Source organism: Polyangium spumosum (assembly GCF_009649845.1).
Classification (GTDB): Bacteria; Myxococcota_A; Polyangia; order Polyangiales; family Polyangiaceae; genus Polyangium; species Polyangium spumosum.
In genome coordinates, this window is the sequence record NZ_WJIE01000004.1 from 552,698 (window position 1) to 576,337 (window position 23,640).

Here is a 23,640-nt window from a genome sequence, read left to right on the forward strand (position 1 = left end):
GATCCCGCTCATGGGCGCCGAGCTCGATGCAGAGGCCGACAAGCGGGCCGCCGCGGCGCCGCTCGGTTCGAGCATCACGAGGCTCTTTCGAAACGCGTCGATCTACGGCTTCGGACAGCTCGTCGTCTCGCTCATCTCCTTCGGCGCCGACCCGCTGCTCTCGTACCTGCTCACGCGGGCGGACTTCGGCCTGCTCGGCCTCACGCGCACCACGACGAACCTGCTCGCGAACGGATACCGCCTCGGCCTCGACAGCGCCGTCAACCGCATGTTCTTCGACGTCGAGCGGGACCCGGGCGCCCAGCGGCGTGCGATCGGCACCATCAACACGTTCCTCCTCGGCTGGGCGCTCCTGCTCACGGCGGCGCAGGAGTTGTTTGGGCCCGCCATCTACGCCCGCGTCTTCACGAACGTGCCCTACGCGCCGTACGGCCGGTTCGTCGCGTACGCGCTGCTCTGCAACACGCTGATCGCCGTGGCGCAGACGGTCTGGGGGGCGCAGGAGCGCGCGAAGAAGCTCATCGGCGTGCGCATCGTGAGCGCGCTCCTGACGAACGCCATCATGTTCGGGCTGCTCTACCTCTCGGAGCTCGGCGTGATGTCGGTCTACGTCGCGCAGGCCGTGGGCCCGACGATCATGCTCTGGGTCCACCTGCGTTTCGCGTACCGCTCGTTCGGCTTCGCGTTCGACCCGACGGTGCTCGGGCGCGCGCTCGTCTTCGGCTTGCCGATGGTGGTCCACCTGTCGAGCCACTGGGCCCTGGAGGCGGCCGATCGGCTGCTCATCGAGACGTACCTCGGGCGCGACGCGGTCGGCCTCTACACGGTCGCGTACGGGTCGACGACGACGCTCTTCATGATCAACCAGTCGGTCAACGGCGCGTACGTGCCGCAGTTCATGCGGGCGCACGGCAAGCCGAGCGAGGAGGGCTTCGTGGGCCGCGCGATCACGCTCTTCTTGCTCACGGTGTCGGCCGCGACGCTTGGCTTCGTGATCTTCGCGCCGACGGTCGTCCGGACGCTCTACTCGTCCCGCTTCACGGAGGCGGCGCCGCTCACGATGATCCTCTCGCTTGCCGCGCCGATGCACGCCGTCTATCTCGTGCACGTGAACGCGCTCTTTCACGCGTCGCGGACGCGGATCATCCCGGTCCTCACGTTCCTCGCGGGCGCGGCGAACATCGGGCTCAACGTGTGGCTGCTCCCGAAGCTCGGGATCGTGGGCGCGGCGTGGGCGACGCTGGCGAGCTACGCGATCCTGGCGCTCCTCTTCTGGGCGGGGTCGCGGAGCGCGCGTCTGCCCTACGAGAAGGGGCGGCTCGCGCGGATGTTCGTGGTCGCGTCGATCGTGGCCTTGGCCGCGGCGCTGGTCGACGGCAGGTTCTCGCTCGCCGCGGAGCTCGGTCTGAAGCTCGGCATCACACTCGCGGCCCCGGTCCTGCTCGCGGCCACGGGCTTCCTGACGGACGAGGAGCGGGCGTGGATAGCGAACAAGCGCGGCGCGCTGGCCGCGAGGTGGTCGTCATGAGTGCTTTTCTTCCGTACGGCAGGCAGTCGATCGACGACGACGACGTCGCCGCGGTCGTGAGGGCGCTGCGCAGCGATTGGCTCACGCAGGGGCCCGAGGTGGACGCCTTCGAGGCGGAGCTCGCCCGGATCACCTCGGCGCGCTTCGCCGTGGCATTTTCGAACGGGACGACGGCCCTGCACGCGGCCTGCGCGGCGCTCGGGCTCGGGCCCGGGGACGAGGTGATCACGACGCCGATGACGTTCACGGCCTCGGCGAACTGCGCGCGGTACGTGGGCGCGACGCCCGTGCTCGTCGACGTCGAGCCGAAGGCCGCGACCCTCGATCCATCGTGCCTCGAAGCCGCCATCGGCCCGAAGACGCGCATGATCATCCCGGTGCATTACGCGGGGCAGCCGGCGCGGATGGAGGAGATCGGCGCGCTCGCGAAGCGGCACGGCCTCGCGGTCCTGGAGGACGCGGCCCACGCGCTCGGCGCGACCCAGGGAGGATCACCCATCGGCTCGTGCGTGTTCTCCGACATGGCGATGTTCTCGTTCCACCCGGTCAAGCACGTGACGACGGGGGAGGGGGGCGCGATCACGACGAACGACGAGAAGCTCCGCGACGCGCTGCGGCTCTTCCGATCACACGGAATCACGAAGGATCCGACACGGCTCCGCAACCCGTCGCCGGGGCCCTGGTACCAGGAGCAGATCCTCCTCGGGCACAACTTCCGGCTCACGGACATCCAGGCGGCGCTCGGCCGCTCCCAGCTCGGCAAGCTCGAGCGGTTCGTCACGCGGAGGCGCGAGATCGCGGCGCGGTACGACGCGCTCTTCGGGCCCGCGCATGGCGTCGAGCCGCTCGGGCGGCTCGATGGGACGGAGCACGCCTTCCACCTCTACGTCGTGCGGATCGACTTCGCCGGGTTCGGCAAGACACGCGCCGAGGTGATGACGAGGCTCCGCGAGCGCGGGATCGGCACGCAGGTGCACTACGTGCCGGTGCACTTGCACCCGTCGTACGCCGATCGCGGCTGGAAGCCGGGCAGCTTCCCGGTCACGGAGGCCTTCTACGCCGAGGTCCTCTCGCTCCCGATGTTCCCGGACATGCAGGACGCCGACGTCGATCGCGTCGCCTCCACGCTCGTCGAGGTCCTCGGTGCCTGAGCCGCGCGTCGTCGCGATCGTGCAGGCGCGAATGGGGTCGAGTCGGCTCCCCGGGAAGGTGCTCGAGCGCGCCGCCGGACGTCCGCTGCTCGACCACCTCGCGGAGCGGCTCGGCGCGGCGAAGCGGCTCTCGGCGATCGTCCTCGCCACCACGCGGCGCCCGCTCGACGACGTGCTCGAAGGCGAGGCGGCGCGGCTCGGAATCTCCTGCTCTCGCGGCAGCGAGGACGACGTGCTCGAGAGGTTCGTCCTCGCCGCGCGCGCGGCCGAGGCGGACGTCGTCGTGCGCATCACGGCCGACTGTCCGCTGCTCGATCCCGCCGAGGTGGATCGTGTCGTCGGCGCCTTCCTCGCGGCCGATCCTCCGCTCGACTACGCGGCGAACTTCGCGCCCGACGATCGGCGGATCCCGCTCGGCCTCTCGGTCGAGGTGTTCTCCCGCGCGGCCCTCGAACGTGCACACGCCGAGGGCCGCGCGGGTTACCACCGGGAACACGTGACGCCTTACCTGTACGAGGAGAAAGGTCGGTTTCGCACGGGCGTGGTGCACCCCGCCGAGGACCTGTCGCATCTCCGCCTCACGGTGGACACGCCCGAGGATCTCGTCGTCGTGCGCGCGGTGCTCGAAGCACTGGAGGGTGAGCCCGATCGGATGTCGCTCGCCCGCGCGGCGCGCTTCCTCGTGGTGCACCCGGAGATCGCGCGGCTGAATGCCTCGGTGCGACAGCGCTCGTTCCGGGAGAGCGACGGGCCCGCGCGGCTTCACGGCGCCTGGGCGATCTTCCGCGCGGACGCGACGCCCGAGGTCGGCGCGGGGCACGCGATGCGTTGCCTCGCGATCGCGGAAGCCTGGGTCCTCGCGGGCGGTCGCGCCGCGCTCCTCGGCCTCGTCCCCGCCTCGATCGCGGATCGCTTCACCGAGCGAGGGATCGAGGTCCACGCCGTTCCGACGCGCATCACCCCGGGATCCGCCGCCGATGCGCTCTGGCTGCGCACGTCGGCCGAGGAGCGGGGGGCCGTGGTCGTCGTCGCCGACGGCTACGCCTTCGACGCGCAGTGGCTCGCGACGAGCCGCGGCCCGTTCGTCACGGCCTACGTCGACGATTTCTCGCAGCAGGACCTGCCCGTCGACGTCGTGATCGATCCGAACGCCGGCGGGCGCGAGGAGGGGCGGGGCGCGGGGCCGCAGCGTGTGCTCGCAGGCGCGAGGTACACGCCGCTGCGTGCGGAGTTCCGGAGGAGCCCGGCGCCCGCGCGATCGTTCGCGCCGCCGCTCTCGCTCCTGCTCACGTTCGGGGCGAGTGATCCGGCGCGGCTGTCGCTCCCGGCGCTCCGGGCTGTGCTCGCGATCGGGAAGGCCGTGCCGCTGCGGATCACGGTCCTCGCGGGCCCGATGCACCCGGACCTCGAGGCCTTGCGCGCGCTCGCCGCGTCCGTGGACGACGTCGCCCAGAGGCCCGCGATCGTGCACGACACGAAGGACGTGGCCGCGCTCTTCGCGTCGATCGATCTCGCCGTGGCCGCCGCGGGCAGCACCGCGTGGGAGCTCGCCGCGATGGGCGTGCCGATGCTGCTCGTGCCCGTGGCCGACAACCAGCGCGCGGTGATCGACCCGCTCGTTTCCGCCGGCGCCGCCGCGCGCCTGGATCTCGAAGCCGCGAGGGATGAAGCGCGCCTCTCGCGCGTGATCGAGGTCTTCGCCCTCGCGGGCGCCCAGGCACATCTGGCGATGTCGCAGGCATGTACAGGGCTCGTCGACGGACGCGGCGCAGAGCGGACATGTGACGCGCTCGCGGAGATCGTATCCGCCGAGGCCGCGCGGAGAGCCCCGAAGGAGAGAGCATGATGGAGCGATCGATCCCGAGCATCCTCATCGGCCAGCGACGCGTCGGTCTCGACGAAGGCTGCTACGTCATCGCGGAGGCCGGCAGCAACCACAACGGCAGCCTGGAGCAGGCCTACCGTCTGATCGACGTGGCCGTCGAAGCTGGCGCAGACGCCGTCAAGTTCCAGATCTTCCGCGCGTCCGCGCTCTACCCGCCGACCGCCGGCAAGAGCGACTACCTCGGCGACGAGCGCAACATCTTCGACATCATCAAGTCGATGGAGATGCCGCCCGAGTGGCTGCCGAAGCTCGCGGAGTACGCGCGCGGCAAGGGCATCGGGTTCATGGCCTCGGCGTTCGACGAGGCGTCGACGGACCTGCTCGATCCGTACGTCGACGCGTACAAGTGCGCGAGCTACGAGATGACGCACGCGCCGCTCCTCCGGCACATGGCGTCGAAGGGCAAGCCGATCGTGTTCTCGACGGGCACGGCGTCGCTCGTCGAGGTGGGCGAGGCGATCGAGGTGGTGCGCGCCGCGGGCAACGATCAGATGATCGCGCTGCAATGCACGGCCGCGTATCCCGCGCCGCTCGAGAGCATCAACGCCCGCGCGCTCGTCACGATGCGCGAGGTCTTCGGCGTCCTCACGGGCCTGTCCGATCACTCGCGGGACGCGGTCGCTGCGCCCGTGACCGCGGTGGCGCTCGGCGCAGTCGTGATCGAGAAGCACTACACGCTGAGCAACCGCCTGCCGGGGCCGGATCACGCGTTCGCGCTCGAGCCGCACGAGCTCACGGAGATGATCCGCCGGATCCGCGAGGTCGAGCGGGCGCTCGGGACGGGCCGCAAGGAGGTGCACGAGGTCGAGGAGGAGCTGCGCGCCTTCGCGCGACGGACGGTCTTCTCGTCGCGGAGGATCGAGCCCGGTGAGTCGCTCTCGGCGGAGAACACCATCATGCTGCGCGCGGGCAAGCACCGGCACGGGATGTCGCCGCGGCAAGGCGTGGAAGCGTTCGGGCGAAAGGTCGCCCGCGCGATCGAGCCTTACGAGCCCGTGAGCCTCGAGGACCTCGCGCCCGCGCCCACGCGCGCCGCGCCCGCTGTGACCTTGCGCAAGGCCGAGCGTCGCGACGAGGGGCGCGTGTGGGTCTGGAACGACGAGCCGGGCGCGCGGCGCGTGTCGATCAGCAAGGAGCCGATCCCCTGGGAGGCGCACAAGGCCTGGTTCGCCGCGCGCCTCGCCGATCCCGGAACGACGCTGTGGATCGTCGAGTCCGGCGGGGAGGCCGCGGGCACCGTGCGGATCGAGCGTCGCGGCGAGGAAGACCAGATCTCGATCGCGCTCGCGCCCTCGGCGCGTGGTCGCGGGATCGGCGTCGCGGCGATCCTCGAGGCCACCCGGCTCCACGAAGGCTGGCTCGTCGCGCTCGTCTCGTTCGAGAACACGGCGAGCGCGCGGGCCTTCGAGCGCGCGGGGTTTGGCCGGGTGGGCACGCGTGACGTGCAGGGGACGACGGTCGTGGTCTACGCGCGCGCCGCGCGCCCGCCCGCCGCGGAGGCGCTCGATGAGCGGTGACGCTCCCGTCACCATCGTCATCCCCTGCTTCAACCACGGCCGTTTCCTCGCGGACTGCGTCGGGAGCCTGGAGCGCCAGACCCACCGGCGCTGGCGTGCCGTCGTGATCGACGACGCCTCGACCGACGGTGAGACGCCTGCGCTCGCCGACGCTGTCCGGAGCGATCGGGTCGAGGTCGTGCACCTCGCCGAGAACATGGGCCGCGCGGGCGCGCGCAACGTCGGCATCGAGCGAGCCGAAAGCGAGGCCGTGATGAGCCTCGACGCGGACGACAAGCTCGAGCCCGAGCACCTGGCGCGCACCGTCCCCGTGCTCCTTTCGGATCCGCGGTGCGGCATCGTCTACACCGATTACGAATACTTCGGCGCGCGGCAGGGGACGGCGCGGGGAAAACCCTTCGATCGGGATTTGCTCTACGTCGACCAGTACATCTTCGCCGGCAGCCTCTTCCGCAAGAGCGCGTTCGCGAAGACGCCCGGGTATCGCAGCGAGTTCAACATCGGCAACGAGGACTGGGATTTTTGGCTCTCGATCGTCGAGGCCGGGTACACGGCCTCGTACGTCGCCGAGCCGCTCTACGCGTACCGCGTCCACGAGGGCTCCTGGACCTCGCAGCCGACGCTCGCGCGCGCCGAAAAGACGCGCCTCTCGCGCGAGCTGCTCCGCGACATGCACATCGAGGGGTACCGGCGCTCCGGCAAGCTCCGACAGTTCGATCGAGACACGGAGGTCAAGGACGGCCGGCTCCGGCTCCTCGGCGGCGACCCCCACGGCGCGCGGCGGAGCCTCCTCCGCGCGCTCGGTATCGCGCCTCTCTCGCTCGAACCCTGGCCACTCTTGTTTCGCGCGCTCGTCGAGCGCCCTGCCCGCACGGCGGGCGAATCGAGGTAAAAGGACCCCATGAACGAGACGAAGTCCCCGGACGCGCGAGACGTCGAGCGCCTCTTCGCAAGCGAATTCGGCGCGCAGTACACCGATCGCAACCGCGCGATCGATCCGCGCAAGCCTGCGTTTTTCCATGACCTTTTCCGGCGCCACGGGATCCGCCGGGTCCTCGAGTGTGGCTCGAACCTGGGCCTCAACCTCACCGATTGCGTCGGTGATCCCGAGATGGACGTCTGGGGGATCGACATCCAGCGCGGCGCCATCCGCGACGCGTGGGCCTCCAGGGCCGGCGGCAACTTCGTCGTGGGCAGCCTCTTCGACCTGCCTTTCCGGGACGGTCGATTCGACCTCGCGTTCACGTGCGGCGTGCTCATCCACGTCCCGCCGGCGGGCATCCGGGATGCGATTCGCGAAATGCACCGCGTGAGCTCGCGATACCTCCTCTGCGCCGAGTACCACGACGATCGAGACGAGGTGGCCGTGCCCTGGCGGGGCCAGGCCGCGGCCCTCTTCCGGCGCAACTACAAGAAGCTCTTCCTCGAGCTGTTCCCGGACCTCGTGGTGGTGGAGGAGGGCTACAAGGGACAGGAGGAGGGGTTCGATCGAATCACGTGGCACCTCTTCCGGAAGCCCTGAAGCGCGTCGAACCGCGGTCGCTTTCATGTTCGTGAGCAACGCCCATTACGGTCACCGGACGATCCTCAATCGTCACGGCGGAGTCCCCGACGGCACGCCCATCCCCGGGATGGTGGAGCACGGCTGGAACTACGACCTGGGGGCCACGCACGAAGACATCCTCCACCCGTTCCCGGACCCATTTTACGTGTGGTCCGAGCGCAACCTGCGGAATTGCCGCAAGGCTGGAGGGCTCGATCACGTGGTGCCGCTCGGCGCGCCCTTCCTGTATCTCCCTCCGCTCGAAGAGACGATCGAGGCCGAGCCCGGCTCGCTCCTGGTGATGCCCATCCACGGCTGGGAGAGGTCGCGGGTCCTCTGCGACTTCGATCAGTACGTCCAGGATCTAGCGGAGATCGAGCGCCATTTCCGATCGATCACCGTGTGTCTTTATTACTTCGAGCACCGGGAGGAGCGTTTCCGCAGGCCCTTCGAGGCGCGCGGGTACGAGGTCGTCACCTCGGGGCCACGCGACAACAACCCGACCTTCCTGCACGACCTCCGCCGCCTCCTCCTGCGTCACGAATACGTGTCCACGAACCGCGCGCAGACGGCCACGTTTTATGCGCTGCACCTCGGCCGAAAGGTCTTCCTCCACGGGCCGGCGGCCGGCGTCGAGCAGCGTCTGGATCCCTCGGGGCAGCTCTATCAGGCGTGGCAAAGCCTCGAGTTTCCCATGCTGCTCTGGAAAAATTTCAAGGATGAGACGTACCCCCAGATCGGAGCCGACGAGCTCGGCCTCCCTTTCGTGCGGACGAGGCAGGAGCTCCGTGAGCTCTTCCTGTGGCAGCCCGAGCAGCGCCGCGCCATCGACGCGCGCGCGAGCGCCGTCCAGCAGCGGAATCGAGAGCGCATCCGCGCGCGGCGCATTCAGGCCTGGCAAGACGCGTTCGTCGCGCTCCCCTACATTGGACGTCACTTCTCCCGCGTGAAGAAATGAGCGAAACGAGCCCGCCTTCGAGCGACGCCGCCATCGAAGAGGATCTCGACCGGATCCGGCGATTCTACAGGGACAAATTCCTCCCCGAGAACGCGTGGTCGACGCTCCTGCCGCGGCCCTACCTCTACCTCCGCCAGCGCCAGCGCCGTTTACGCGACACGCTGATCGAATGTGGCATCGACACGCCCGAGCGGCTGCGCTCGGTCGACGTGCTCGACGTCGGCGCGGGCACGGGGACGAACCTCACCTGGCTCGTCGAGCTCGGCGCGGATCCTTCGCGGTGCACCGGCATCGACATCATGCCCGAGAGCGTGGCCGTCGCCCGCGAGCGATTGCCGCTCGTCCATTGGTACAGCGGCGATTTCTCCTCGACCGACGTCGGCGGGCCCTTCGATGTCGTGATGCTCCTCGCCGTGCTGACGTCGATCCTGGACCCGTCGCTGAAGCAGCGGATCGTGGATCGATGCTTCTCGCTGCTCAGGCCCGGCGGCGTGCTCTTCTTCTACGATTACATGAGCAAGAAGGAGGTGCGCGGCTCCGAGAACTACAAGCGCCTCTCCTACGCCGAGGTCGACGGGTATTTCCGCGGGCGCACGGCGCGATGGTGGAGACGCGATTACCTGCGCGCGTCCGTCGCCAACCGCATCGTGCCCCGCTTCGGCGTCACCGCCGCCGAGCTCGTGCAGGCGCTCGGCTGGTTCAACATCGAAGGCTCGTTCGCCTACGTCCGCGTCTGATCAGCGGCCTCGCTGCGCGGCTTCTTGCAGGCGAGGAACTTGCGCGGGTGGATGCCGTAACGCGCGCGCGTCGCCTCGTCGAACGTCCGCTCCACGTCGACGATCTCGACCTCGAAGCCGAGCCTGCGCAGCCGATCGGGCAGGTCGCTCCCGTACCGGCGGCGATGCATCGCCTCCTCGGGCCGCGCCCGGCCATACTCCTCGGTGGGCGCGCTCCAGTTCATCGCGTTGTCGAGCAGGCCGACGCCGCCCGGGGCGAGGACGCGATAGAGCTCGCGCATCGCGCGCTCGTCGTCCTCGACGAGGTCGAGCACGTGGAAGCAGACCCAGAGGTCGAAGGACGCGTCCGCGAAGGGCTGCGCGCAGATGTCCCCGCGCACCATCGCGTGCGGCGCGTAGAGGTCGAAGGAGACGTAGTCGACGTCGTCCGGGAAGAAGCGGCGCGAGTTCGAAAGGGGCCCGATGTCGAGCACGCGGCGCCGCTCGGCGCCGAAGAAGTCGGCGAGGATCTCCTGGCAGTAGAGCGGCAGGAGCCGGACGCGATCGGTCGAGCCACACGCGTAGCAGAGCGTGTCCTCGCGGTAGGCGTCGACGTAGTAGATCGGCCCGAAGCGCTCGCCCGTCCAGCCGCAGAGCGTGCAGGCGCGCTCGCCGCCCCGGCCGCGGATCGCGCCGCGGATCTCGCGGCCGAGGGCGCGGAGGGCGCGGACGCCGTTCTCGACGCCGTCGCGGCGGCGGAGCGTGGCGAAGCGGGCCATGGCGGCGCCGATCGAGGCCGCGCGGCCGAGGTAGGCGCGCGCGCGAGAGAGAGGGCCCGGATCGGGCAGGGGTTCGGGGCGAGTCACGGCTCGGCGTCTACCCAATCGGGCGCCGCGCGTCGACGCGTTTCCTCGCGGCTCAGGCGCTCGTCTGCTGCTTGCGCTCCTCGTAGAGGCGCCGCGCCGCCGCGAGCAGGCGGCCGCGCTCGTTCTCGGCCGGATCGTCGGTGACGACCTCCACGAGCGCGCCGAGGATCTCGCCCACGACGGGCCCGGGCGGGATGCCGAGCTCCTTCATGAGCTCGTTTCCCCGGATCGCCAGGTCCTTCGTGCCGAGCGCCGTGCCCGCCGCGAGCAGGCCCGTCGCGCGCTCGCGCAGGCGCTCGATCGACGCGACCTCGCCCGTGGCGTCACGCCCCTTGCCGCGCACGTCCGCGAGCGCGAGGGCGTAGAGGTCGGGCGCGAGATCGGGCGTCACGCGCCGGATCCAGCGACGCACGGCCGCGTCGGTCCAGCCCTCGTCGTAACAGAGCAGGTGGTGCCGGACGAGCGCGCCGATGCGGTCGCGCTCCTCGTTCGAGAAGCGCAGCCGGCCGAGGATCTCCATCGCCATCTCGGCGCCGAGCTTCTCGTGGTCGTGGAACGTGTAGTCCCCGGTCTTGTCGGAGAGCTCGCGCGTCCGCGGCTTGGCGATGTCGTGCAGGAGCGCCGCCACGCGGAGGAGCGGCGCGGGCTCGCTCGCGTCGAGGCACGCCATCACGTGGCCCCACACGTCGTAGGCGTGCCACTTGTTCTGCGCGCACCCCACGCCCTCGAGCAGCTCGGGGCAGGTGATCTCGAGGATGCCGGTGCGGCGCATGGCCTCGAACGCCACGCTCGGGCGCCGCGCGCGCATGCTCTTCAGCCACTCGTCGCGCACGCGCTCGGCGCTCACGCGGCGGAACGTCACGTGCGACCGCGGCTCGCTCATCGCGCGCTCGGTGTCGGGATCGATCGAGAACTCCATCGTGGCAGAGAAGCGCGCGGCCCGCAGGATCCGGAGCCCGTCCTCGCCGAAGCGCTCGCGCGGATCGCCGACCGCGCGCACGACGCGCGCCTCGAGATCACGCGCGCCGCCGAAGGGATCGATCACGTGCCCGTCCACGGGATCGAGCGCGATCGCGTTCACCGTGAAGTCGCGCCGCGCGAGGTCGGCGCTGATGTCGTCGACGAACTCGACCTTGTCGGGGCGCCTGCCGTCGCTGTAGGCGCCTTCGCCGCGCAGGGTCGTCACCTCGTAGTGCACGCCGCGCAAGAGGACCGTGACGGTGCCGTGCTGGAGGCCGGTCGGGATGACCTTGCGGAACATCCGCATGACCTCCTCCGGCCGCGCGTCGGTCGCGACGTCCCAGTCCTTGGCGGGCGCGCCGCGCAGGAGGTCGCGCACGCAGCCGCCCACGATCCAGCCGCGCTTGCCGTTCTCGCGCAGCCGGCGGCAGATGCCGAGCACGTCCTCGGGGACCTTGTCGATGAGGTGAGCGACGCCTTCCACGGCGCTCGGCTTTATCACGCTTCGGGGGCGGACGGCCCTTACTTACCGCCCCAGGGATCCACGACGTCGCCGGTGCCGCCCGGGGTGGTCTTCTTCGAGGTCCCCGCGCCGTGCGGGTTCGTCCCCTTGTTGAAGGTCTGAGGCGGGCGGCCCGCCGCGGCGTCCGTGGTGGCCGGGGTCGTCGCCGCGGTCGCGACGAGCTTGACGGTCTGCTTCTCGAGCGAGCCGTCGATCGTGATCGTCTGCGCGTTGTAGCCCTTCGCCGTGACCTCGACGGTGATGGGTTTGCCCGGCTCGACCTCGAAGTTCGTCGGGAACGTGAGCTGTTTGCCCGCGTAACTCGTCTCGGCGTTCGCGTCCTGCGGATCGACGACGACGAGCACGACCTTCTTCGCCACGACGGCCGTGGGCGGCGCGGGCGGCGCCATCGTCGCGGCCTGCGTCGTGACGGCGCCGGGCTCGGCCTTCGGCGGCGGGCCGTTCAGCAGGATGAGCACCGTGCCGAGCGTCGCGCCCATGACCACCGCGCCCACCGCGACGAACCGGAGCCAGGGCGACCTCCGCGGTTTGTCCGGGAGCGCTTCGGGCACGGAGGCCGAGAGGCCGTCGCGCGTGGCCATCTCCGCGACGGCCTCGGGCAGGTGGCCCTGCTGGAAGCGCTGCAGATCGGCCGCGAGCGAGGCCATGTCGGGGTAACGATCCTCGGGCGCCTTCGACAGGCACTTGAAGATGATCGCCTCGAGCTCCTGCGGGCAGGGCGGCTCCAGGTTGTACTTCGCCAGCGGCGCGGGCGCCTGGTACATGTGCTGGCTCAGGATGCCCATGAAGTTGTCCGCGACGAACGGGAGCTGACCGCTCACCATCTCGTAGAGCATGATCCCGAGCGAGTAGATGTCGGTGCGGTGATCGAGCGGCGCGCCCGCGGCTTGCTCGGGCGACATGTAGTGCGGCGTGCCGAACACCGCGCCCGCGCGCGTGAGCTTGTTGTCGCCGCTCGTCGCGACCTTCGCGATGCCGAAGTCGAGGATCTTGACGAACTCTTTGTCGATCCCGCGCTGGATGATGAAGATGTTCTCCGGCTTGAGATCGCGGTGGATGATGCCGCGATCGTGCGCCGCGGCGAGCCCGTTCGCCATCTGGATCGCGATCTTCGCGATGAGCTCGGGCTCGAGCCGCTTGTCCTTGTCCTCGTTGAGCTGGATGAGGCTCTTGCCGTCGAGGAACTCCATCACGAAGTACGTCGACCCATCCGGCAGATCACCGAAGTCGGAGATGTCGATGATGTGCGGGTTGCCGATGCTCGACGCGGCGCGCGCCTCCTGCAGGAAGCGCTCGAGGATCTCGCGGTCGCGCGCCATGTCGGAGCGCAGGACCTTCACCGCGACCTTCTTGTCGATGACCTTGTGGCGCGCGAGGTAGACGAACCCCATGCCGCCTTCGCCGAGCAATTTCTCGATCTTGTAGCGGTGATCGAAGGTCGTGCCGATGTACGGATCCTTCGAGCCAGGCGCGCGATCCGCGTCGACGTGCGTGGGCGGCGGGATGTCCGGGTCCTGCTCGCCGCGGCGCGACGCGGGCAGGAGATCCTCGTACGAGCGGCGCGAGATCGGCGGCCCGTCCTCCGGGTTCGAGCTCAGCCGGCGGCGCGGGGCGTCGCCATCGGGCGAAGACACGCGGCTGCGGCGCGCCGTCGCGTCGAGCTCGGCCTGCGACTTCGCGATCGCCGCGATCTCCGGATCGAGCGTCGCTTCCTCTTCGTCGATCTGGATCACCGGCGGCGGCGCGGGGATCGACGGCGCCTTCGGCATCGCCGGCGGAGGCACGCTGCCCTTGGGCGGCACGACGCTCGCGGGGCGCGGCGGGTTCGTCGTGGCCGCCACGGCCATCGACGCGGGCAACGCGGGCGGCCCCGGGATCGACGGCTTCTTCAACGAGGGGAGCGTCGCCGGGCGCGGGAGGCTCGGCGCCGCGGGGCGCAGAGGACCGCCGAGGGCCGGCTTCGGCGCCGCAACAGGCGCCGGGGGCGTCGCCGGAGCAGCAGGTTTCCCGCCCCCGGGCTGGGGCGAGCTCCCGGCTGCGACTTTGGGGACCGCAGGCGGCTTGGGCACGGCAGGGGGCTCGTTGTCCGGGGGAGACATGAAGGAGATCGCAGAGAGAGCGGGAAGCCAGGGTCCATCGTAGCAGGACGCGGGGAACACGAGAAGAGCGTGGAGGATGTCTGTCCGGTCCAGGCTCGACGGCGCGTCGGGCGACGATTCAGGCCCGCCCCGAAGGGCCCGCGTCCCTCGCCTTACGCCCTTCGTGTCCTTCCCGAAGCTCGCGCGTGCTGCGGAGCGCGGCCTCTGCTAGAGGTCCCGCGAGATGGGTTACCCCCTCGAGGTCGCGCTCCGGTACCTGGGGAGCAAAAAACGCGCGTTCATTTCGGTCGGAACGGCCTTCGCGATCCTGGGCGTCACGCTCGGCGTGGCTGCGCTCGCCACCGTGATGAGCGTCACGGGAGGCTTCCAGGCGCAGTTCCGCGAGAAGGTCCTCGGGGTGAACGCGCACGTGCTCGTGCTCAAATACTCCACGGATTTCCGGGAGTATCGCACGATCATGGAGCAGGTCGCCAAGGTGCCCGGGGTGCGCGCGGTGGCGCCGTTCAGCATCAACCCGATGATGCTGACCCACGGCGACGCGACGGCGACGGGCGTCTTGCTGAAGGGCGTGGATCCCGCGACGAGCCTCGGCGTGGGGCAGCCGGAGGGGGCGCCGTTCGTCCTGGATCTGCCGAAGCAGGTGAAGGAGGGCTCCCTTGACGGCCTGCGCCGCGCCGGCGCGAAGCCGCCCGAGCGGCGGACGAGCGCGCCCGACCTGCCGCCCGTGCCAGTGCTGCCGGACAAACGCTCGCTCGACGCGGACGCGGGCGCCGACGCGGGAGGGGGGACGCAGGGCTTGCTGCGCGCGATCGAGGAGGACCTCCGCAGGGCCGAGAAGGCGCCGGAGCCCGAGAAGATCGAGCCGAGCGGCGGAGGCATCGAGGAGATCCTCGCGATCGAGGCCGGCAAGCTCGGCGCTTCGGACGAACCCGAGGGCGACAAACCCCGCGCGGACAAACCGTCGGACGAGGAGGTCGCCGCGGCGGACGCGGCCCTGCCCGAGGGCGCGCCCGTCGGCTCCGTGGAGCCGGAGGGCGGCTACGCGAGCGTGCTGCCCGACGACGACGACATCCCCAAGGAGATCGATCCCGATCTCTGCGCCGACCCGGCCGAGGTCGCGAAGCTGCCGGGCATCGTCGTCGGCGTCTCGCTCGCGAAGACGTTGAAGCTCGGCCTCGGCGACTGCGTCACCGTCACCTCGCCGACCATCGGCTACTCGTACTCGGGCGGATCGCTGAAGCCGCCCGTGGCCAAGCGTTTCCGCGTCATCGCCGTCTTCGAGGCCGGCTTCGATCAGTACGACTCGAAGCTCGTCTACACCGACCTCTTCGAGGCGCAGGCCTTCTACGACCAGGGCGACACCGTCACGGGCGTGGAGATGAAGGTCGACGACATCGACCAGGCCAAGGACATCGCCAAGCAGATCAGCACGAACCTGCAGAGCGGCCTCTACCACACGATGGACTGGGAGGAGCTGAACCACGGCCTGTTCACGGCGCTGCTCATCCAGCAGATCCTCATGAGCGGCGTGCTCGCGCTGATCATCGTCGTCGCCGCGTTCACCGTCGTGGCCACGCTGATCATGGTCGTGCTCGACAAGACGAAGGAGATCTCCGTCCTCAAGGCCATGGGCGCGACGGACGGGGAGATCCTGCGGATCTTCCTCTACCAGGGCGGGATCATCGGCCTGCTCGGCACGACGTTTGGCCTCCTGCTCGGCGTGGTCGTCTGCAAGGGCCTGCTCGTCTACGGCTTCCCGCTGGATCCGAAGGTCTACTTCATCTCGCGGCTCCCCGTGCAGGTGCGGCCGCTCGAGTTCGTCATCACGGGCGCCATCGCCATCGTGATCTGCCTCGTCGCGACCATCGTGCCGAGCCTCTACGCCGCGCGCCTCCGCCCCGCCGAAGGGTTCCGAGCGCAGTAGGCGCAGCTCAGACCGGCAAGGTGAACGAGAACGTCGTCGTCTTGCCGGGCTCGCTCTCGACCCACAGGGCGCCGCCGTGCGCCTCCACGAGGCCACGGCAGATGTAGAGGCCGAGCCCGAGGCCCTTGATCGGCGACGCGCCCGAGGTCCCCCGCTGAAACCGCGTGAAGAGCCGCGGCACGATCTCGGGCGCGATCCCCGGCCCCTCGTTGCACACCGAGATCAAAACCTCCCGCGGGCGCAGCCGCAGCCGGAGCGCGATCGGCGTCCCGGGCTTGCCGTACTTCAGCGCGTTCGAGAGCAGGTTTTCCACCACCTGCTGGATCCGCGCCGCGTCGACGAGGACGAGCGGCACGTCCCGGTCCACCGAGAGCCAGACCCGCGCGCGCGCGTCCTCGTCGGGCATGTCCTCGACGATCTGCCGCAAGAGGACGGGCAGGTTCGTCGAGGCGCGGACGAGCTCGAGCTTGTGCGTGTCGAGGCGCGACAGATCCGAGAGGTCGTCGGTCATCCGGACGAGCCGCTCGGCGCTCGCGCGGATCCGATCGACCTTGCGCCGCACGCTGGGCTCGCCGAGGGCGCGGACGAGGTGCGACGCGGTGGCGAGGATCGTCGTCACGGGCTGGCGGAGGTCGTGCGCGACGATGGTCGTCCACTCCTCGCGCAGGCGGACGAGCTCCTTCATCGCCGTGACGTCGAGGAAGAGGACCACCGCGCCGTGGATCTCGCCGTCGTCGTCGCGCACGGGCGAGGCGTTGACCAGCGTGTGGATATGCGCCCCGTCGGGCCGCTTCACGACGAGCTCGCGGCCGATGATGACCTCGCCCGCGAGCGCGCGCTCGACGCTCAGATCACCGGGATCCATCGGCGAGCCGTCCGGGCGGAAGATACGCAGCCGCAAGAAGTCGAGGCTCGGCCCGGGGTTCGGGAGGTGGCCGAAGAGCTGGTCCGCCATGCGGTTTTGCGTGGCGCGTGGCGCGCTCTCGCCCTCCCAGAGCTGGATGCCGACGGGGGAGCAGTCGATGACGGCGCGTAGCCACCGGCGCTCGTCGGCGAGGGCCCGGAGCAGCGCCTCGCGCTCGTGCTCGACGCGGCGAAGCTCGGTGACGTCCTGCACGACGCCGAGCACGTCGATCGGCCGCCCCGCCTCGTCGCGCGTGAGCTCGGCCTCGACGCGTACGATCCGCAGCTCGCCGCTCGGTCGGATGACACGGTGCTCGCACGCGAACGGCACGCCCCGCTCGAGGAGGGCGCGGAAGCCGTGCAGGATCATCATCCGATCGTCGGGGTGGACCACGGCCGAGAGCGTCTGCGGCGGCTCGGGGCCCGTGCGGGGCGAGAGGCCGAAGATGCGGTAGACCTCCTCCGACCAGCACGACGCGCCCGTCTTCGCGTCCCACTCCCAGTGGCCGACGTGCGCCACGCGCTGGGCCCGCGAGAGGCTCTCGCGGCTGCGTCGGAGCTCCTCCGCGTAGCGCTTCCGTGTCGTCACGTCATGGATCCACGCCACGTGACAGCCGGGCAGGACGTTCGCCCGCGCCCGGTACTCGACGTCGATCGTGCTGCCGTCTCCGCGGACGAACGTGAAGTCGCCGATCTGGATCCCGTCGGCGAGGAACTGGCTCCAGCGCTCCTCGAAGCTCCCGAGCGCTTGGCTGGGCGTGATCTGCTGGATGGTGAGTCCGAGCAGGTCCTCGCGGCTCCGACCGAGCAGGGTGCAGGCCGCCGGGTTCGCGTCGAGGTAGCGGCCGTCGTCGCTGGCGACGAGGATGCCGTCGAACGACGCGTCAAAGAACCGCCGGAAGGCGTCGTGCGCGGCAGGGCCGTCCATCCACGCAGGCATCGCTGTTCCGCTTCTCTTGGCCACGTTAGCGGCACTAGTTTGCTGAACGAACGATGACGCTCACAAGGCAAAACAACCGAGGATGATCTGTCCGGATTCGTGGCCGGGGGCGGCGGCTCGACGGGCGCGGTAGGGGTGGGCCTCAGCCGGGTCGGTTGTAGTTCGTGTCTTCGAGCAGGATGACGTTCGTCTTCGAGCGGCTCTCGCCGACGTTGGTCACGTAGACGGCGGGCTTGTCCTGGACGGGGCAGACCTTTTCACAAGCGCCGCAGCCGATGCAGAGCGAGGGGTCGACGTGCGGCCGCTGGACGTGCACGGTGGTCATCCCGGGCTCTTTGCCGTCTTCGCCGGCCATGGGCAGGCGCTTGGGGATGTCGACCTCCTCGACCCAGATGGCCTTGGGCGAGGTCGGGCAGAACTCTTCACAGACGATACACGGCGTGGCCATGGCCCAGGGCAAGCAGCGGCCCTGGTCGTAGAAGGCGGTGCCGATCGAGAGGGCCTTCTGGCCGATGCCGAGCTTCTGGTCCTCGGTGATCTTCTGGATCGCGCCGGTCGGACAAACCTGGCCGCAGAGCACGCAGGAGTGCTCGCAATAGCCGATGCGGGGGATGAGGATCGGGGTCCAGATGCCCTCGACGCCGGCCTCGAAGAACGCCGGGTGCAGGGCGTTGTTGGGGCAGACCTTCATGCATTCGGCGCAGCGGATGCAGCGCTCGAGGAACTCGCGCTCCTCGACCGAGCCCGGCGGGCGGATGACGCGGTGATCGTAGTTGGCGTCGATGACGTCGGCGATACGCATCGCCGGGATGACGACGGCGCCCGCGGCGGCCGAGGCGATGGCGGTGCGGCGGCCCGTGTCCGGCTTCGAGATCGTGCTCTTGCGGCTCGGGAGGAAGCGGAACTTGATCACGTCCTCCGGGCAGGCGTTCTCGCAGTTCAGGCACATGTGGCACTCGTCCTGGCGCCACTTCACGCCCCCCTGCGGCGAATCCGCGCCCTGGCAATGCACGAGGCAGAGGTTGCAATCGGTGCACTTCGCGTGGTCCTTCTCCATGCCGAAGAGCGCGAAGCGGGCGAAGACGCCGAGGAACGCGCCGAGCGGGCAGAGGACGCGGCACCAGAACCGCGGGATCACGCGGTTCATGAAGAGGATCGCGACGAGCAGGATCCCGATGAACCAGGTGTGGTGGAAATAAAACTGCTTCGATTGCCAGACGGTCTGCGCGAGGAAATCCTGGGCGGCGTCGGACGCGCCTTGCACGGGGCGGACGCCGGCCTGGCCCGCCGCGAAGCTCGCGACGCCCGTGATGTATTGCAGGGCCGGGACGACGGCGAGGCCGATGGCGCGGACCGCGACGCAGATCGGATCGAAGAGCCCGCCGATCGCGCTGCCCGCGACGCTCGCCGCGAGGAAGGCATACAGCAGGTAGTATTTCACCTGCTGCCGCGTCGCGGTCTTGTTGGACTCGACGCGCTTGTTCCCGCGCAAATAACGGGACGGGAAGATCCAGCCGAAGAAATGGTGCAGCGTGCCGAACGGGCAGATCCAGCCGCAGAAGACGCGGCCGAAGACGAGCGTGACGGCGAGCAGGCCGAGGGACCAGGCGAGCCCGCGGTAGACCGTGTGCGTCGAGAGCAGCGTCATCGCCGCGACGAACGGGTCGGCGAGCAGGAACGCCTCGACCGGCAAGGGCAGGCGCACCGCGGTCTCGGCGGACGCGAACGTGCCGCGGAAGGCGGTCTGGAAGAGGAAATAAAGAAACAGCGCGAGGAAGCCGGCCTGCGAGACGCGACGCACCCAGACGAGGACGCGGATCGACAGGCGCGCCTCGATGCCCGAGCCGGCGCGTGTCTTCTTTTTCGCCGGGGCCTTCGAGGCCTTCGCGGGCGAGGACGAGGGTTTGGCGGGACCAACGATCGCGGGAGCGGCCATCTCAGACCTCCACCCAGCGCAAATCTCTCCAGTGCATCGTGCCGAGGCCGCGCTCGTGGCCCATCTTGAGGTAGGGGATTTCCTCGGGCGAGCGGCCGACGAGCTGGCAGCCCCACGCGTCGGCCGCGACCTGATCGGTCGAGGCGAGCACGGTGCGCATCTCCTTCGCGTCGGCGATGTTGCCGCCCTGCGGGCCGTTGCGCACGAGCACGCGCCAGGCGTCGACGATCGTGAGCGTCGGCTGCATGAAGGTCGCGAGATCCGCGATGGAGACGTCGATGTTCTGGTGCAGCCGATTGCGCCGCCCGCCGAGCGAGCCGTACCAGTTCTTCATCGCCGCCGTGTACTTCGAGAGGTTGTGGTGCTTGGCGATGGGGACGTTGATGACCTTGTCGGCGTTGATGAGCGGCGTGTAGACGGGCCACTCGTCGAGGACCTCGCCCTTGAGGCGCATGCCGCGGAAGCGGTGCTCCGCGGGCAGGACGACCTCGGCGCCGACGTCGTACGCGGCTTTCCAGATGCCGGAGCGCTGGAAGCAGCGGTTCGGCTCGTTGCAGGAGGCGTCCGTGACCACGACACGCTTGGCGCCCGCGTCGTAGGCGAGCTTGACGACCTCGGCGACGACGCGCGGGTTCGTGTTGGCCGCGTGGATCGGGGTGCGATCCCAGCCGATGTTGGGCTTCACGACGACGATGTCGCCCCGCGAGATGAAGCGGTTCATGCCGCCGAGCGCGGCGACCGCCTTGCGTACGAGCGCCTCGGGCTCGGCCTCGTTCTTCGCGACGACGAGCTTCGGCAGCTCCGCAGGCAGATCCCGCAGCCGGTAGTCCCGCGTCTGCGGCCGATCCGTCGAGGGGCCCGCCTCGATCGAGCCACGATCGTAGCGCGTCTTCGCGAGGGCCGCGGCCCCGCCCAGCACGAGCCCCGCGGCGCCGAGGCGCTCGAGCATCTCACGGCGCGAAATGTTACGCATCGGAAGATTTCCTACGGATAGCAAGGCCGCGCCGGAGGGACAAGCGGGCCCCGTGTGGAAGAGGCTAGTGGGCAGGGCAGGGGGCGTCGACGAGGATCGACGGGCCCGAGGCAGCTACTTGCCGGGAGGCGGCGGAGGGGGCGGCGGAGGGGGCGGAGGCGGCGGAGGCAACGGAGGTGGCGGGGGCGGGCCCACCGAGGCGCTCGCGGGCGCGGGGGGCGGCGGCGCGATGGAGGCGGAGCCCGCGGGGACCGTCGCGTTTGCGGCGGCGGATTTCAGCTCAGCGCGGAGCTTTTCCCTCTCGTCGCTGCACGTCTTCTGCTCGGCGACGCAGCGATCCCGCTCCTCACCGAGCTTCTTCAGCTCCTCGGCCCTCTTGTCGGCGAGGGCCTTGAGCTCTTCGCGCTCGTTGCCGAGGGCCGCGCGTTGTTTGTCCCACTCGGCCTCGCGGTTCTTCCACTCGTCCTCGGCCTTCGTGGCGTTCTCCTCGCAGGTCTGGAGGCGCGCCCTGCCCTGATCGCGGGCTTTTTTGATCTCGATCGCGCAGTCGAGCTCGCCGCCCGACTCGCAGAGGTTCATCTGCGCGTCGAGCTGCTCTTCGTAGAGCTTTTTGTCCTTGCTCCAGGACGCCTTGCACTTGTCGACGTCCGCCATCGCGGTCTTGTAGGAGGCGTTGCAGATCTCGATCTGATCGAAGCGCCGCGCTCCTTCGGCGCGGGCGCGCTCGAGCTCGTTGGCGAGCGCCAGGGTCTCGCGCTTGGAGAAGGCGACGACCGCGCCCGCGGCGGCGAGCAACAAGAGCGCGCCGGCCGAGAGCCGGAAGCCCTGGAGCGCGGCGCGTTGCTTCTGCCGTTGCCGCTCCTCGGCGCGGGCGATCGCGCGCTCCGGTTCGAGCAGGACGTCGAGCTCCTCGGCGAGCTCGCTCATCGTCGGCCGCTCGCGCGGATCGCGCGCGAGCCACCGCGAGAGCGCCCGATCGATCTTCTCGCGCGCCTCGCCCCGCACCTCGGGGAGCGCGCCGTCGGGCAGCGGGTTTTGCGCGCGGATCTCGAGGGCGCGTTCGAGATCCGCCATCGTGTTCGCCGAGGCCCCGGGGTACCGATCCTCGCCGACGAGCGAGACGAGCAGCGTCGAGGCGAGGCAATACGTGTCCATCTTCTCGCTGATGGGCAGCTCGCCGAGCTTGCCCTTCATCGCGAGGAGCTGCTCGGGCGAGGCGTAGAGCGCGGTGCCCGCGACGAACGTGCCGTCCTTCTCCGCCGCGACGCCGAGATCGAGCAGGATCGGGTGCACGCGCCCGCCGAAGGTGGCGAGGTAGATGTTGTCGGGCTTGATGTCCTGATGCCGGAGGCCCGCCGCGTGTAGCGCCTCGAGCCCGCGGGCGATGGCGAGGACGATGTCGTGGGCCTCGCGCAACTCGAGAGGCCCGCGCTCGAGCCGCTCGGCGAGGGTCTCGCCGCGGTAGACGGGCATCGTGAGCCACACGTACTCGGGCGTGGTGCCGTGGTCCTTCATCTGCACCACGTGCGGGTGGCCGACCGTCGCGAGCATGACGAGCTCGCGCTCGACGTTGCGGCCCGCGAAGTGGGATCGCGGCAGGATCTTCAGCGCGACCTGGTGCTCGGGGACGTCCTCGCGCTGGGCGACGTAGACCTTGCCGAACATGCCCGCGCCGAGCAGGCGTTTCAGGCGGTAGACGCCGCCCACGACGTCATCGATGGTCGGCATGACGACGACCGAGGGCGGGCTCTGGCTCTCGTGCGGGAGGGCCCCGGCGCGCTGGGAGTCGTCCACGACGGTCACGGCGTAGGCGTGTACGGTGACGGTGGCGCGGAGGTTCGAACTCTTCACGGCGAGGACGAGCGTACCGCGATGCCTCCCTTTGCCGCGAGAAAGCGGCGGACTCGGCCCTGGCTCGGCGCGTGCAAGCCCTTCGGGGAGGCCCTTTCACCCGCGCAAGGAGGTGCCGCTCGGGGGCTGCCATCGCGCCCGTTTCGGGCCTCACGTGACGTGACGGCATGGACAGCCGACGCGCCCCGCGAGCTCCCTGGTTGCGCGGGCCGGGGTGAGCCTGCAACCTGCGCTCCCCAAACGAAGAGGAGCCGCCATGACGACGAGCGCGAACGTGACACTGCTGGTCCCCATCGACTTCGAAACCGCCTCGATGAAGGCGCTCGCGCTGGCGAAGGAGCTCGCCGCGCGCCTCGGCGGTCAGGTCGTGCTGGTGCACGCCTACCAGCTCCCGGTCTACACGTACCCGGGGCTCGAGCCGACGCTTCTGCCCGGGTTCCACACGGAGGTGACCGCGGCGGCCCAGCGCGCGGTGGATCAACTCGCCCAGCAGGAAGGGGGCCTCAAGGCCGTGCTGCGCCAGGGTGATCCCGCGATCGAGGTGCTCGCGGCGGCCGAAGAGCTCGGCGCCACGATGATCGTCATGGGCACACACGGTCGCACCGGCGTCGCGCATCTGATCCTCGGCAGCGTGGCCGAGAAGGTCGTGCGCAAGAGCCCGGTCCCGGTGCTGACGGTGCGGGCGAGCTGAGCTGCGCCGTCTTCGGGGGGGTTCGGGCGTGTAACGCGGGGGGGGCGTGAATGCCGCAGTATCGTCTCGCTGATCTCGGTCTGTTGCCGAACGTCCTCAGCGCGCTGCGCCTACCGCTCGCGGCGATGTTCCCCTTCGTCGTCGAGGACGTACGCGCGGCGCTCGCCGTGCTCTTCGCGGCCGCGCTGACGGACGTGCTCGACGGCTGGCTGGCGCGGCGCCGCGGGCAACTCACGGGCGTGGGGGCGGTCGTGGATCCGATCGCGGACAAGGTCTTCGCGGTGACCGTGGTGGTCACGTTGCTGTACGAGCGGCGCATGCCCGTGTGGGCGCCGTTCGCCTTGCTATCGCGTGAGATCCTGGAGGCGCCGCTGCTCGCGTGGGTGCTCGTGAGCCGCCGCTTTCGAGGGGCGCGGCGGGCGGGGGCGCGCGCCAACGTGCCGGGCAAGCTCGCGACCTGCGTGCAGTTCGTCGCGGTCGTCACGGCGATCGCGGCGCCCGATCTCGTGGAAGGCGCGCTCATCGCCGCGGCCTGCGCGGGGACCCTCGCGGGCGTGTCCTACTGGGCGCGCGAGATCGAGCGGGCGCGGCAGCTCTCGGGCCGGGCCTCGCGGGGCTCCTGAACCACGAGCCCCTTCGCGCGTGAAGCGAGCCCATGTATCGTGCTCGGCGCGAT

General features: G+C 70.1%; 18 protein-coding genes. 11 read left to right on the top strand and 7 right to left on the bottom strand.

All coding sequences use genetic code 11. From position 1 onward, the window contains the following. The first annotated feature begins 10 nt into the window (after positions 1 to 10). From GF068_RS16185 to GF068_RS16220, 8 genes are read left to right on the top strand one after another with little or no spacing between them, the layout of a single operon-like run. Positions 11 to 1,528 carry a lipopolysaccharide biosynthesis protein gene (locus tag GF068_RS16185; RefSeq protein ID WP_153820270.1) on the top strand — a complete coding sequence of 506 codons (1,518 nt, stop codon included), beginning with the start codon at positions 11 to 13 and terminating at the stop codon, positions 1,526 to 1,528. Continuing rightward, entirely contained in the window at positions 1,525 to 2,679 is a 1,155-nt protein-coding gene (gene pseC / locus GF068_RS16190; protein ID WP_153820271.1) for a UDP-4-amino-4,6-dideoxy-N-acetyl-beta-L-altrosamine transaminase, read from the top strand. Before GF068_RS16185 ends, pseC begins: the two co-directional genes overlap by 4 nt. Next, complete coding sequence (gene pseG / locus GF068_RS47035) at positions 2,672 to 4,525, top strand: UDP-2,4-diacetamido-2,4,6-trideoxy-beta-L-altropyranose hydrolase (RefSeq protein WP_170319514.1); 1,854 nt, start codon at positions 2,672 to 2,674, stop codon at positions 4,523 to 4,525. The genes pseC and pseG overlap by 8 nt, the downstream gene beginning before the upstream one ends. Next, complete coding sequence (locus GF068_RS16200; RefSeq protein ID WP_170319515.1) at positions 4,522 to 6,081, top strand: GNAT family N-acetyltransferase; 1,560 nt, start codon at positions 4,522 to 4,524, stop codon at positions 6,079 to 6,081. The genes pseG and GF068_RS16200 overlap by 4 nt, the downstream gene beginning before the upstream one ends. Next, positions 6,071 to 6,973 carry a glycosyltransferase family 2 protein gene (locus tag GF068_RS16205; RefSeq protein WP_153820272.1) on the top strand — a complete coding sequence of 301 codons (903 nt, stop codon included), beginning with the start codon at positions 6,071 to 6,073 and terminating at the stop codon, positions 6,971 to 6,973. Before GF068_RS16200 ends, GF068_RS16205 begins: the two co-directional genes overlap by 11 nt. Positions 6,974 to 6,982: 9 nt before the next feature. Continuing rightward, a complete protein-coding gene (locus tag GF068_RS16210) occupies positions 6,983 to 7,603 on the top strand; it encodes a pseudaminic acid biosynthesis-associated methylase (protein WP_153820273.1) in 621 nt (206 codons plus the stop codon). Between the two features lie 25 nt (positions 7,604 to 7,628). Further along, positions 7,629 to 8,582, top strand: a complete 954-nt coding sequence (locus GF068_RS16215) for a hypothetical protein (protein ID WP_153820274.1) — start codon at positions 7,629 to 7,631, stop codon at positions 8,580 to 8,582. Beyond that, positions 8,579 to 9,319 (top strand): class I SAM-dependent methyltransferase, encoded by a 741-nt coding sequence (locus tag GF068_RS16220; RefSeq protein WP_153820275.1) that lies wholly within the window; start codon positions 8,579 to 8,581, stop codon positions 9,317 to 9,319. The genes GF068_RS16215 and GF068_RS16220 overlap by 4 nt, the downstream gene beginning before the upstream one ends. Here the strand turns inward: GF068_RS16220 and GF068_RS47040 are convergent. The 3 genes from GF068_RS47040 to GF068_RS16235 are packed head-to-tail and all read right to left on the bottom strand — an operon-like array spanning position 9,304 to position 13,539. Beyond that, entirely contained in the window at positions 9,304 to 10,164 is an 861-nt protein-coding gene (locus GF068_RS47040; protein ID WP_153820276.1) for a methyltransferase domain-containing protein, read from the bottom strand. The two genes, GF068_RS16220 and GF068_RS47040, sit on opposite strands and share 16 nt — an antisense overlap. A gap of 52 nt (positions 10,165 to 10,216) precedes the next feature. After that, a complete protein-coding gene (locus GF068_RS16230) occupies positions 10,217 to 11,608 on the bottom strand; it encodes a CCA tRNA nucleotidyltransferase (protein ID WP_338046413.1) in 1,392 nt (463 codons plus the stop codon). A 38-nt stretch (positions 11,609 to 11,646) separates the two neighbouring features. After that, positions 11,647 to 13,539 (bottom strand): serine/threonine-protein kinase, encoded by a 1,893-nt coding sequence (locus tag GF068_RS16235; protein ID WP_240806940.1) that lies wholly within the window; start codon positions 13,537 to 13,539, stop codon positions 11,647 to 11,649. Positions 13,540 to 13,969: 430 nt separating this feature from the next. Here GF068_RS16235 and GF068_RS16240 point away from each other — a divergent pair, with 430 nt between their 5' ends. Next, positions 13,970 to 15,670 (top strand): ABC transporter permease, encoded by a 1,701-nt coding sequence (locus GF068_RS16240; protein WP_153820277.1) that lies wholly within the window; start codon positions 13,970 to 13,972, stop codon positions 15,668 to 15,670. Between the two features lie 7 nt (positions 15,671 to 15,677). On the opposite strand, the gene GF068_RS16245 is transcribed toward GF068_RS16240, so the two are convergent. From GF068_RS16245 to GF068_RS44275, 4 genes are all read right to left on the bottom strand, one after another. Next, the gene (locus GF068_RS16245; protein ID WP_153820278.1) at positions 15,678 to 17,513 is read right to left on the bottom strand and encodes a sensor histidine kinase; all 1,836 of its coding nucleotides are present in this window, start codon (positions 17,511 to 17,513) and stop codon (positions 15,678 to 15,680) included. Between the two features lie 142 nt (positions 17,514 to 17,655). After that, complete coding sequence (locus tag GF068_RS16250) at positions 17,656 to 19,449, bottom strand: 4Fe-4S binding protein (protein WP_153820279.1); 1,794 nt, start codon at positions 19,447 to 19,449, stop codon at positions 17,656 to 17,658. A 1-nt stretch (position 19,450) separates the two neighbouring features. After that, positions 19,451 to 20,422 carry a DUF362 domain-containing protein gene (locus GF068_RS16255; protein WP_240806941.1) on the bottom strand — a complete coding sequence of 324 codons (972 nt, stop codon included), beginning with the start codon at positions 20,420 to 20,422 and terminating at the stop codon, positions 19,451 to 19,453. Between the two features lie 114 nt (positions 20,423 to 20,536). Then, on the bottom strand, positions 20,537 to 22,273 hold the full coding sequence (locus GF068_RS44275) for a protein kinase domain-containing protein (RefSeq protein ID WP_153820280.1): 1,737 nt from the start codon (positions 22,271 to 22,273) through the stop codon (positions 20,537 to 20,539). A 256-nt stretch (positions 22,274 to 22,529) separates the two neighbouring features. Between GF068_RS44275 and GF068_RS16265 the strand changes: the two genes are divergently transcribed. Then, the gene (locus tag GF068_RS16265; protein ID WP_153820281.1) at positions 22,530 to 22,964 is read left to right on the top strand and encodes a universal stress protein; all 435 of its coding nucleotides are present in this window, start codon (positions 22,530 to 22,532) and stop codon (positions 22,962 to 22,964) included. Positions 22,965 to 23,014: 50 nt separating this feature from the next. Then, positions 23,015 to 23,587, top strand: coding sequence for a CDP-alcohol phosphatidyltransferase family protein (locus GF068_RS16270; protein ID WP_153820282.1), 573 nt, complete (start codon positions 23,015 to 23,017; stop codon positions 23,585 to 23,587). The last annotated feature ends 53 nt before the right edge of the window (positions 23,588 to 23,640 follow it).